At 37.4% G+C, this 12,743-nt stretch carries 10 protein-coding genes; 3 read left to right on the forward strand and 7 right to left on the reverse strand.

The features are described from left to right. From CJF29_RS04065 to CJF29_RS04090, 6 genes are all read right to left on the reverse strand, one after another. Positions 1–1,494, reverse strand: coding sequence for a RagB/SusD family nutrient uptake outer membrane protein (locus CJF29_RS04065; protein WP_099146652.1), 1,494 nt, complete (start codon positions 1,492–1,494; stop codon positions 1–3). A gap of 12 nt (positions 1,495–1,506) precedes the next feature. Continuing rightward, positions 1,507–4,854, reverse strand: coding sequence for a SusC/RagA family TonB-linked outer membrane protein (locus CJF29_RS04070; protein ID WP_099146653.1), 3,348 nt, complete (start codon positions 4,852–4,854; stop codon positions 1,507–1,509). Positions 4,855–5,013: 159 nt separating this feature from the next. Further along, complete coding sequence (locus CJF29_RS04075) at positions 5,014–6,009, reverse strand: FecR family protein (RefSeq protein WP_004299235.1); 996 nt, start codon at positions 6,007–6,009, stop codon at positions 5,014–5,016. An 89-nt stretch (positions 6,010–6,098) separates the two neighbouring features. Next, the gene (locus tag CJF29_RS04080; RefSeq protein ID WP_004299237.1) at positions 6,099–6,689 is read right to left on the reverse strand and encodes an RNA polymerase sigma factor; all 591 of its coding nucleotides are present in this window, start codon (positions 6,687–6,689) and stop codon (positions 6,099–6,101) included. A gap of 230 nt (positions 6,690–6,919) precedes the next feature. After that, positions 6,920–8,245, reverse strand: coding sequence for an MFS transporter (locus CJF29_RS04085; RefSeq protein WP_099146654.1), 1,326 nt, complete (start codon positions 8,243–8,245; stop codon positions 6,920–6,922). A 27-nt stretch (positions 8,246–8,272) separates the two neighbouring features. Beyond that, positions 8,273–9,712, reverse strand: coding sequence for a mannitol dehydrogenase family protein (locus CJF29_RS04090; RefSeq protein ID WP_099146655.1), 1,440 nt, complete (start codon positions 9,710–9,712; stop codon positions 8,273–8,275). A 199-nt stretch (positions 9,713–9,911) separates the two neighbouring features. Between CJF29_RS04090 and CJF29_RS04095 the strand changes: the two genes are divergently transcribed. The 3 genes from CJF29_RS04095 to CJF29_RS04105 all read left to right on the forward strand — a co-directional run bounded on the left by CJF29_RS04095 (position 9,912) and on the right by CJF29_RS04105 (position 11,766). Next, positions 9,912–10,940 (forward strand): LacI family DNA-binding transcriptional regulator, encoded by a 1,029-nt coding sequence (locus CJF29_RS04095; RefSeq protein WP_074559169.1) that lies wholly within the window; start codon positions 9,912–9,914, stop codon positions 10,938–10,940. 134 nt (positions 10,941–11,074) lie between these two features. Then, positions 11,075–11,389 carry a thioredoxin gene (trxA, locus tag CJF29_RS04100; protein WP_008998931.1) on the forward strand — a complete coding sequence of 105 codons (315 nt, stop codon included), beginning with the start codon at positions 11,075–11,077 and terminating at the stop codon, positions 11,387–11,389. A 41-nt stretch (positions 11,390–11,430) separates the two neighbouring features. Continuing rightward, complete coding sequence (locus tag CJF29_RS04105) at positions 11,431–11,766, forward strand: hypothetical protein (RefSeq protein ID WP_004307939.1); 336 nt, start codon at positions 11,431–11,433, stop codon at positions 11,764–11,766. A 214-nt stretch (positions 11,767–11,980) separates the two neighbouring features. Here the strand turns inward: CJF29_RS04105 and CJF29_RS04110 are convergent, their stop codons facing one another. Next, positions 11,981–12,706, reverse strand: coding sequence for an RDD family protein (locus CJF29_RS04110; protein WP_074559168.1), 726 nt, complete (start codon positions 12,704–12,706; stop codon positions 11,981–11,983). Positions 12,707–12,743: the final 37 nt, after the last annotated feature.

Consider the following 12,743-nt stretch of genomic DNA (forward strand, 5'->3'; position numbering starts at 1 on the left):
TTACCATCCCGGATTATTGGGTAGTAGATTCGGATTATCATTTACTTCTTGTTGGGGTAGTGGAAATAGATAATTCTTGTCATTAAACATACGTCTTTCGATAACAGAACCATCATATTTTTGTACAGTACTACCATCCATTAATTCTTTTGCAACTTTCCAACGGCGAATATCATTGTAGTACCAGCCTTCACCGGCAAATTCAATACGTCGTTCATGGCGTATTTTTTCACGCATCTGTTCTTTTGTGAAGTTATCTTTGGTTTTGTCAAACAAAGGCATCTTTACGGAAGGACGATTGCGCACTTCATTTATTGCATCATATACGGATTGGTCTGGTTCACTCAAACGTTCATTTCGTGCTTCTGCATATATCATTAATATATCGGCATAACGCATAAGAATAATGTTGATGTCATTCTTGTCATCTAGAGTTTCCTTTGCTGTGTCATAACGCGAATATTTCTTGAATGTATATCCAGTATTCACAAATTTGTCTTCCGTTACAATTTGTCCCATATAAGTAGCGCCTGGATAAACGATAGTGGCATAGAAGCGGGGATCTCTGTTTGTATACAAATCTTGGTCACTAGTATACGGTGAACCATCTTTCATATCGTAGGCCATTACTAAATCCAGAGTCGGAGCAATCGTGTTGAATTGGCGAAGCACGATATCCAGTCCATCTCCAGAATGTACGAAAGTTGGATAAAGATATTGTACGTCAAAGATTACTTCTTGATTGTTTTCATGGTCCCTTGAAAACAAATTGCGGTAATCAGGAAAGAGAGAATATTTATTAGACTTAATGACTGCTTCGGCAGCTTTTTCTGCTTCTTCCCACATCTCGTTATATAGATAAACGCGTGCTAGCAATGCTTTGGCAGCCCATTTGTTGGCTCGCCCTATTTGAGAAGATGTTGGCGGTAACGCTGTAAAAGCGTCATTCAAATCTTGAATTATTTGAGTTGTGATTTTTGTCTTTGGATCTCTTGGTAAAAATGACTGTGTGTTTACGTCAGGCTTATCTAAAATTAAAGGTGCGTCACCATACATATTGGTAAGATCAAAATAATATAATGCCCGCAGAAATTTAGCTTCTCCTACCATCTCTTTCTTTTCATCTTCCGAAATGGTAAAAGAGGGAGCACCGGCAATAAATGTGTTACAACGTCCGATACCTTGGTAACATGCTCCCCATTTTCCATTCACTATACCTGAATTTATAGAATTGACTGTGCCATCACCAATTACTCTCCATCCATAGGCTCCGTTGTAATTATAAGCATTGGGTGTTCCCGTTTCACTAAAAATTAAGTTGCTTCCATACATGTATACGTTATACATTGTATTATAACAAGCTACTAAACCGGCTTCTATTTGTTCGGGGGATTTCCAGAAGTTTCCTTCTACATATTGGCTTGTTGGAACGGTGTCAAGAGAACAGCTTGTAACAGAAAGAAAAAATCCAAATCCTATTAATATTTTTTTCATAATCAGTATAATTTAGAATGTAATATTGAGACCGCCTGTAAATGATTTTACAGAAGGATATGACCATATATAGTCTGAAGTTAACGACCTTTCTGGATCAAAAATGTCAAAGTCAGAGAAGGTCAAGAGGTTTTCTGCATTCACAAAGACTTTTAACGCTGCAATTTTTAATGGGGTGATCCATTTTTTCGGGAAATCATAAGTCAGTTGAATGTTTTTTAAACGTAAATAAGAAGCATCTCTTAACCAAAATGTGCTGGACTTCGTATAATTATCATGCTGACTGTTGGTAGTCAGTAAACGTGGAAATCCGCCACCGGTATTTTCGGGTGTCCATGCTTTTTTCAACCACTCATAAGTAACACCTGCGCCATTAGCATACGGATACACCAAGTTATGAGTTGGGTAAGTACTAATGCCTGATACTCCTTGGAAAAACACATTCAATCCTATTCCTTTATAATCCAGGTTTAAACCGAACGAATAGGTGAAATCTGGTACGGAACTACCTGTCACGATACGGTCATCTTCTGTAATCTGTCCGTCAGGTACTCCTTCGGGGCCGGATACATCTCTGAAAATTAAGTCACCGGCATGTGTGTTGACGCTTTGGAAAGCATGATGTTTTACTTGATCTTCGGATTGGAAAATTCCATCACATATATAAAGATAGTAAGCATCAATGGGATATCCTTCTCTTGTAATTCTTCTGCCGTTAATCATATCATCACCGCCAATATTTACGACTTCATTCTTCACATAGGTAACATTACCATATATATTATAGTTGAATTTTCCGATGGTATTGCGATAAGCTAAGTTGGCTTCAAAACCTGTATTGTCAACTGTACCAATATTACGCATGGCTCCGGTTAGATTTCCGACTTGTGACGGTTGGTTGACAGAACGAAGAATATCCTTGGTCCTCTTTTTGAAAAATTCAATTGAACCACTCAGTGAATTATTGAAAATTCCGAAATCTAATGCCAAGTTGGTAATTGTTGTTATTTCCCATGAAATTTTGGGGTCAGCAGCTTGAGTTACCGCATATCCTGTTGCAGGTACATTACCAAATATATAATTTACCCCAGAATTCATAACTGGAGTATATTGAAATAAGCCGATCGACTGATTTCCCAATTGCCCCCATGAAACTCTCATCTTCAGGTTTGACAACCAGTTTTGTGCGTTTTCCATGAAATGTTCCTGGTCGATGCGCCATCCTGCAGAGAAAGAGGGAAAGAGCCCCCAACGATGTTTTTTTGCAAAACGGGAAGAACCATCATAACGGAGATTCATCTCGAACAAATAGCGATCTGCATAATCATAGTTCAATCTGCCAAAATAAGAAAGCAAACGGACTTTACTACTGGAACTGCTGGGTTTTAGAAATGTTGTTGCCAGTCCTACTTCTGTTAGTTCATTATCCAAATATCCGTTTTGTCCTCTTGCGCTGAATGACCAGGCATTGAATTCTTCATAGTTCATACCTAGCAGAGCGGAAATATCATGTTTTCCGTTAAATTTATGAGACCAATTAATGGTCTGGCTTATTGATGGATTGATATCGTCATTTGCTGTATTCATAGCTGTGGTATTTGCAATCATTTTTTGCGGTTCCAGTGTCTTGGGATTATATGTATAAGTTGCCGGTTGGAAATATCTTCTAGTCAGATCTACTTTTCTGATTCCTAATGTAACGTTGTATTTGATATCATAAGGGAAGACATATTCTGCGAATGCACTACTCACAATGCGGGTCTGTTTGTAATTGTTCTCTCCATCCTTACAAGCTAACATATTGCCGAATGCATTTTGTCCGGGAGTCACTACCCAACTACGCCCATAACTGCCATCAGCTAGATAAGGGGTCATTACAGGCAGGGCGCGCATGGCTAATTGCATATAATCAGAAATTCCATAATGTGGTTCATTATAGTTTCTGTAGTTTGCTGAAACATTGATACCAGCTTTGAATTGGCCATATTTAACAGTACTATTAAAGTTTATAGAAACTTTCTTGGCATCTGTGAATTTGACAACACCTTCTTGATCCAGATAGCCTATTGACAAACCTGTTTGTATATGCTCATTACCACCGGAAATACGTATATTATGTTCTTGTATAAAAGCGTCACGAAAGTATAGATCGAACCAATTGGTTGCAGGATAGGTATAAGGATCGACTTTCATTCCTTCTTTATATTCTTCTATAATATCTGCATAAAGAGGGGCTCTCCCTTCATTTTCATAGGCTTTGTCAAAGCCTTTCATATAAAGGATCGGATCCCATACCGCATCAGGCAGATAAGTAATTTGCTGTAATCCAAAAGAGTTATTGTATGAAACAGAAAACTGTCCTGCTTCTGCTTTTTTGGTAGTTACTAACACAACGCCGTTTGCTGCACGTGAACCATAGATAGAGGCTGAGGCTGCATCTTTTAATACGGAGATACTGGCAATATCACTGGGGTTTACATCGGTCAATGTGCCTGGGACTCCGTCTATTAGGAACAGCGGGTCATTGCCTGCGCCGGAAAATGTTCCCATACCACGAATACGAATAGTAGCCGCATCATTGCCAGGTTGAGCTCCAGCTGCAGAGTTTACATAGACACCTTGTGCTCCCTGTAATGCTTGGGTTGCATTTGTAATCGGACGATTCTGAATTGTTTTGGCATCTACTACGGAAACGGCTCCTGTCAGATTTACCTTTTTTTGTATTCCATAGCCAACTACAACCACTTCATCAAGAAGTTCTGTATCTTCTTTTAAGGTAATGAACATACTTTTTCCAAGGACGGTTTTTATCCGTTGCTCTTGATATCCTATATAGGAGATTTCAATCATTGTGTTGGGAGAAACCATAAAACTAAAGTTACCATCCATATCCGTAATTGTACCGTTCGTTGTTCCCTGTTCCTTGATGGTAGCGCCAACTATAGGCTCGCCATTTGTGTCAACCACTTTCCCTGTTACTTTATTAGACTTGTCAGAGGACTGGTTATCTGTAGCAGGAGTCACAATTATTTTGTTACCTTGTACTATATGAGAGAGGTGAAGTTTAGGTAGTTCTTGAATAAGCAGATCCTTAAGTTTAGCATTCTTTACAGAAATGGTAACCCCTTTTTTATTCTCTACTTCTACGCTACGGTATGAGAAACGATAGGGCGTTTGGGATTCAATTGCATTAAATAACTCTTTTACTGATGCATTTTTTAAATTAATGCTGACTTTTCCTGTCTGTGCATTAGCACTTGTGAATGTTAAGAAACAAAAAAATAACAATAAGGAATACAACTTGATTGTATTTTTATTATCTTTCTGCACTAAACTGATTAATTGTTTTTTATTTTTCATAAATACACAACTATTTGGTTTATTTTCTTTTTTATTAAGAGTTGGTATGAGCGGAAACTCATACAAGACTCATTCCTAACTTCGGATAATGGGCAAATTATCCGAAGTTTTTTTGTTTTTCATTCATGTTTTCATATCATTTCATTTTAAGATTAATAATTATTTGTTCATTCGAATATTTATCTTTCCATCCTTAACTGTGTAATTGAATCCATAATGTATTTTCAATACTTCCAATATATCTTCGATTTTCTCATCATCGAATGCACCAGTGTATACATCATCTACGGATATTGAACTATCTATTGAGAATTTCACACGAAATTTCCTTGATAAACATTGGAATACATTCTCCAATTTTTCTTCCCGGAATACTAATTCTTTGTTCAACCAAGCTGTTTCTATTTTAGTAGTGGTCTTTTCTATATTAAGTTTATTATCATATTTGTTATAAGTAACTTTTTCATTGGGTTTAACGCAAATAGTCTGATAGGGAGGCTGCGATGTAGATACATTAACATGTCCTTCTACCAAAGCCATCTCTATAATATCCTTATCCTCATAGGCATAAAGATTGAACTTTGTTCCTAAAACTGTGACATCTATATATCCGGTATTGACAATAAACTTTTTCTCTGTGTTTTTCTTAACTTCAAAATATCCTTCACCCGATAATTTCACCTTGCGATTATCCTGTCCGAAATTTTGTTGATATGTAAGGGATGAGTTTGCATTTAGACGAACCAATGTACCATCAGGAAGAGTCACTTGAGAAGTGCCGGAATCTCCTGAACGTACTATTACATCTTGTTCAGCCAATGTTTGCAACTCTTGGTGTTGTATGTAGTACAGTATGGTTAATCCGCTTGCAAAAAGGAAAAGAATTGAGGCTGCAATTTGTCCCCAGTGCCGTGTTATTTTGTAAAAAGGTGAGATCTTCATCTTTTTATGTAGGTGAGAGTACAAGGAGTCAATCTTTTCTTGAGATAAAGAAGGATATGTATCAAATTTATTCCATTCTTCGAAAAGAACGTCCTCCAACTCTTGGTCAGACGAGTCGTTAACTGTTGATACCAATTCTTTAAAATCCGATAGTGAAAGATTACCGGACTGAAACTTCTTTAATAAGTCTTTTGCTTTATTTACTATGTGCATATTTATAACATTTTATATGTTATATCCACAAGTAAGCTAAATGTAACATCAAAAGTATTATGTTATAAAACACATAAACAAGAGAACTTTCAAATATCTTTCAGGAAGAGAAGAAGAAGAGGATAATATTGACGCAATTCTACACGGAGAATTTTTAGAGCCATACATAATTGATTTCTCACGACTTGGTTAGTTATCGACAATTTTTCAGAAATTTCAGAAATTGACATACCATATTCTTTATTCATTTCGAATATGATACGTTGACGAGGAGATAGGTGTTGTTTTCCTTTTTCTAATGCATTTACAAATTGGTCATAGCACATCAATGATTCAGCTTCAGCTGTTTCTGTAGACGACCGATTAAGATATTCAACGTAATCTTCCATCAAGGGGTTATTTAACTGACGGCGCATTTCTTTTAGTAGAAAATGATATGCAATCGTAAATAAGTATGATTTAAACGAAACGTCTGGATTAAGATTAGCACGATTAGACCATATACGTAAAAAAGTTTCCTGAACAACATCATCGGTTGCATCTTTCGACTTTAGGTATTGAAACACGAATCCATATAGCCGAGATACCCATTGCTCATAAAGTTCTTGATAGGCTTTCTCGGAGCCATTCCGAACAGATAATAATATTTTTCTTTGTTTTTCTATAGTTTCACAATGCATCACTTTGGATAATATTTTAATAAACAATTAGGACTGTTGATTGTCAACCTCAAAACGTCTTTATTGTTTTTGGATAGCACTCTTATATCGAACTAATTTATACAGATAGAATATTTGTATAAAATATTGATTGATATTGCAATTTATGTATTTTTTTTTAAGAATCGTGTATAAAAACATAAAAATATATTAGGCATGTCCCATTTCTATGTAGACAGCTAATGGAAACATCATGATTGTTGTACTTTGGGTAAGTTTTTAATATGTGATCCGGAAATGGCATAATATAGCATAACTAGTTCACATATAAGTGCAATTATCCATGTCCATTGCCAGCTTCCCCATGTGTCGGCAAGGATGCCTTGAAGTACAGGGAATATGGCACCGCCGAATACTCCCATCATAAGAATGCCGGAAGCTTTGGAAGTGTATTGCTGCAATCCTTTAATAGCTAAAGTGAATATGCAACCCCACATTACAGAATGGCATAGTCCTACAGATACCAATATCCATAAATTGTTGGTAAGAATAGCCACCAATATAAGTATTGTAGCAATAATGGTGGTTACAGTGAGTAATATGCGTGGAGAAACATTGTTGAAAAAACTAAATATAAGCCTTCCTACCATCAAACCTCCCCAATAGAGAGTGGCGAGTAATGCGGGGATACCTAGATCTAACCCCCAGACTACTATATGACTTTTTCCAAAGCAAAAAAAACTGTGCCCATTTTCTATTAGTTCCATTGCATGCAAATTGATATTTACTCCAATTGATACTTCTGCCCCTACATAAAAAAATAGGGCGATGACTCCTAAACTTAAATGTTGATAAGACCAAATACTGTGTTTGGGCTTATTGTTATTGTCAACTCTGGTTCCTTGAATATCAGGCAGGTTTAGTCGGGAGGTGATTAATGTAGTGATAATGATACATAAGGTGATCATTAAAAAGGGAAACATTAATTGGTCGGCCGTAACACTTTCAAGCGTAACACCGGCAAAGATAATTCCTGTAACAAAAAAAGGAGCGATCGTAGTACCAAATGAATTGATAGCACATACGATATTGATACGCTGTACCGGCTGCGTATTTGGCAGTTCATAGGCGGCAATATAAGGGTTGATTACAACTTGTAGTAAGGCCGCTGATGTTCCCATTAAATAGGAGCCCAATAGAAAAATAAAGTAGCCATAAGGAACTTGGTCTTTAAAAATTAGCATGCGAGCATCTCCGTAGTGTACTACAAGCCAGGACGAGAGAGAATACATTAATAGACCGATAACCATGATTGACAGTGCGCGTAGTAATGTTTTCTTGTAACCGTGCACGTTTATCCATTTTCCTCCTAATGAACTATTCAGTAAATATCCGAGGAAGAAAAAGAAAGATATAAAAGTTGTTAATGTATTTCTCAATTCATCTGCATGCGAAAGAAACGCAATTTTTAAAGGACCTTGAAACTGCCCGTTCACAGTTGTTAGGAAACCTACTATGAAATATATGAAAGTCAGGACAATGAATGGACCGAGACTGTTATTTTTTTGTGTATTCATAATATTAGGGTACAAAAAAGAGTTTTGTTATAATATACTTTCCAGTGTTGACATTGTTCCCTTTTCTTTGATTGCATTCACCATTTGCAGATATAATTCAACAAATTCGTCGGCAGCTTTCAGTTCTGTACTTTGGAAAGGTGATAGTGAGAGGAAATCTATTGGGGAATTACTGGCTATAAGGATGTCATCTGTTGCTGTCAGCCATGGCTCTGCAATCTCAAATCTAGTTCCGTTATCATCAGTCTTATATTTCAAGTAATGACGATAAGCAGCAAAAAGATACGCTTGGCGAGTAAGATTTGCGCGGTCACGGATCATCTGGATTAGATTTGGCATGATATATACGGGAAATTTGGATGCACCGTCAAAACATAAACGCGCTACTTGGTCGCTAACGGTATGATTACCGAAACGTTCTATTAAAGTTTGTTTGTACAAATCCAGATCCATGTTTCCCGGTGCAGGAACATACGGAGTAATATCAATATCCATGAAGCCACGTACGAACTTTTTAATTCGTTCATCGGATATGGCGACGTCTACTTTACGATATCCGCTCAGGAAAGCAGGATATGAAAGTAAGGTATGGGAGGCATTCAATAGGCTGAGCTTCATATTTTCATAGGTAGTCACATCCTGCGTAAATTCTACGCCGACCTTTTCCCATGCAGGACGACCGGCGATAAATTTATCCTCCACTACCCATTGGATGAAGTCTTCGCAATATACAGGTGCTCCGTCTTGAGTTCCATTTTGGGTGTTCAGCCGGATAATGTCTTCAGGTTGGGTCGAGGGGGTTATACGGTCTACCATACTGTTAGGAAAAGTGATATTTACTGTTGCCCATTCTGCTAGTTCTGGATCTTGGGCTTGGAAAAAGGAGAGAAATGCTTTGCGTGCGGTGTTACCATTATGTTGTAAGTTGTCACAAGATAAAATTGTGATAGGTCCATTCCCGACAGCTTTTCTTTTCCGTAATCCTTCGGCTACAAAGCCAAAGGTCGTTTTCGGGCTTTGTGGGTGTGTTAAGTCATATTTGATATTTTCATTATCCAGCATAAATTCATTGGTAGCTTTCGCTATATTATATCCGCCTTCGGTGATAGTTAGTGTAATGATATGGATATTTTTATCGGCAATTTTATTAATAATGGCTGCTGGATTTTCGATTCCCCAAATCAACTCGATTAATGAACCTATTTGATAAGTTTGGTCTTTACCATCTCGTCCGCAAATAGTTAGTGTATATTCCTTTTTTTGCTTTTCTAGTATTCTGTACAGGCGCTCATCTCCAGGCAATAGCATAGCGCCGCAAATACCCCAATCCTGTTGGGTAGGATCTTCTAATAATGAATTAGTATAAAATTCTTCATGGGCACGATGGAAGTTACCGACACCAATATGTAAGATACCTGGTTTGATATGTTCGCGGTTGTAATTGTAAGAAAGTACTTGTGTTTTCATGTTTTCTTTATTTTTTAATTCTATATTATTGTTAATGAAGCAAAGATAAGTTTGGTGAATAATAAAAAGCTGTTTTTTGAGGACGTTTTACCTGCAAACGATTGCGGGAACGTTCCCAAAATCTGCAAACGTTCCCAATGATTAGGATTTGTCATTGTAAATGCATATTTTTGCCCTAAGTTAAAATACAAAAGTAGCTATGAAGCACATTACCATTAAAGATATAGCCCGACATTTGTCTTTGTCTGTTTCAACAGTATCTCGTGCGTTGATAAATGATAAGAACATCCGTCAAGAGACTAAGGAAAGGGTGCTGGAAACAGCAAAAATGTTAGGGTATAAGCCTAATCCGGTAGCTACCAATTTGAAATATGGACATACGAATACTGTTGGGGTTATCGTTCCGGAAATGCTCACTCCGTTTGCTTCACAAGTGATAAGCGGTATACAAAGTGTACTTTATGCTAATGGGATAAAGGTTATTATTGCAGAATCAGATGAAGATCCAAATAAGGAAAGAGAGAATCTGCAAACAATGGAAAGGTTTATGGTAGATGGAATTATTATCTGTCTTTGTAGTTATAAGGAGAATTTGGATCAGTATATACGTCTGCAGCAGGCGGAAATGCCCATGGTTTTTTATGATCGTATACCGTATGGAATGAATGTTTCCCAGGTTATTGTAGACGATTATATAAAGGCTTTTTTTTTGGTTGAGCATTTGATTCGGGAAGGTTATAGGCATATTGTTCATTTACAGGGACCTGATGATGTGTATAATTCAGTAGAGAGGGCGAGAGGATATAAAGACGCATTGGTTAAATTTAACATTCCGTTTGATAAAGATAGGATGTTAAAGGCGGGGTTGACTTTCAAGGATGGAGCAAATGCGGCAGATATGTTAATAGAAAAAGGAGTCTCCTTTGATGCAATTTTTGCTTTCACAGACACATTGGCTATTGGTGCAATGAATAGACTGCGGGATTTAGGTAAGAAGATTCCGGAGGAGATTGCTATTGCTAGTTTTTCTGGTACGGTGTTATCTACAATTGTTTATCCACAATTGACTACGGTTGAGCCTCCTTTACAACAAATGGGTAAGGTGGTGGCTGAATTGATAATTGAGAAGATTAAGGAGCCGTTATCTCCAAATCGTTCGATAGTGTTGGATGCCGAGATTAAGTTGCGTGCTTCTTCTAAAAAGGAAAAAGATTCAAAAGGTAAGTAGGAACCAACCTATGCACAAAGTGCTTTACTGATATTATAAAACAATAAATAGATAACTTCAATTGAATTTTATTGATTATATTTGTGGCGCGAATAAGCTAACGAAATAACATTTAATAATTAATACTTAAAAAAATGGCTTTAGAAATTACAGACAGCAACTATAAAGAGGTTCTTGCAGAAGGAAAACCGGTTGTTGTGGATTTTTGGGCTCCTTGGTGTGGCCCTTGCAAGATGGTGGCTCCTATCATTGAAGAATTGGCTGCGGAGTTTGAAGGACAAGTAATCATCGGTAAATGCGATGTAGATGAAAATGGTGATATGGCTGCTGAATATGGTATCCGTAATATTCCTACTGTATTGTTTTTCAAGAACGGTGAAATAGTAGACAAGCAGGTAGGTGCAGTTGCTAAATCTGTATTTGCGGAAAAAGTAAAGAAGCTTTTATAGTCGATAATACTTAATACCTATTACTTAATACTTAAATTACCATGGGACTGGAAGACGATTTTTTATTAGCAGATGCCGATGACGAAAAGACCATCGAGTTTATCAAAAACTATCTGCCTCAAGAACTGAAGGAGAAGTTCTCGGACGACGAATTGTATTATTTTCTCGATTTAATCGACGAGTATTACTCTGAAAGTGGCATTCTCGACGCTCAGCCCGATGAAGATGGTTATGTCAACATCGATTTGGAAGAGGTTGTGGCTTACATTGTAAAAGAAGCCAAAAAGGATGAAGTAGGAGAATATGATCCTGAAGAAGTCCTCTTTGTGGTTCAGGGAGAGATGGAATACGGAAACTCTCTGGGACAAGTGGACTAAAACGACGTCCGGTCTCATTGTAGATAAAATTAAGAAAAGGGGTGTACTCTGTTGTGAGTATGCCCCTTTTTTGTGCTGGCTTTCTCAAACATTCTTATGCCTATGAGAAAAAGTTCTCACTGCGATGAGAAAAAATACTCATTACAATGAGAATTAATTCTCACTATGGTGAGAATACTCCCTTGCCTGAATAGTCTGAAACAGCGTATTCTAGTTATATTTCTTCCAATGCATAATACTGATAATCGCGAAGTACAGTCTGAAGAAATTTTTCCTGATTACCGTCACGAGGAGTAACAGAAAGCAATTCCTGTACTTTCTTAGCAAGTGCCGTGACACGTCTTGCCCGGTCTTTCTCGCTGGATTCCAGTGTTCGGGTAATTACATTCACTTGTTCGAGTGATAAATCAGCCGATTGCGGATATACCGGATGATAATTCTGGGTAAGATAATCGAATTCATCCAGGCTGACATGAATCTTACGATAGTTTTTCTCTTTAATCACCATCGTACCGGCAGCAAGATCTCCTAGCCGTTGATTGTTTTTATTCAGTAAAATGACCAGAAGTCCCAGGCCACTTGTGATAGGACCGTCGATCGGGAAAAGAATCCATCGTAACAGATAAGATCCTATGCTGGGAGTGGAACCGTCCACTTTTACAACACGGATATTGATGAGTTTCTTTCCAAAACTCTGTCCGTGATTGAACATCTCGCAAAGAAAAGAATAACCGAGAATCGGCAAATAAACGATGCACAGGAAAAAGAATAAACGGAATCCTGACGGTAAACTTAATTCGGATAAGAGAGTGGCAGTGGACAAGATGTAAAGTCCGATCAGAAAATAATCGATGATTAAAGCCATCAGTCGTTCGCCGATACTGGCTGGCGTTTGGCTGATACGAACGAATTGTCCGGTTATTATCGTAGATTCTGCCATTTCAGGTTAAACATTTTTAGGATTCCGTTGCAAATAT

It is taken from the genome of Bacteroides celer, from assembly GCF_002632415.2.
GTDB lineage: Bacteria > Bacteroidota > Bacteroidia > Bacteroidales > Bacteroidaceae > Bacteroides.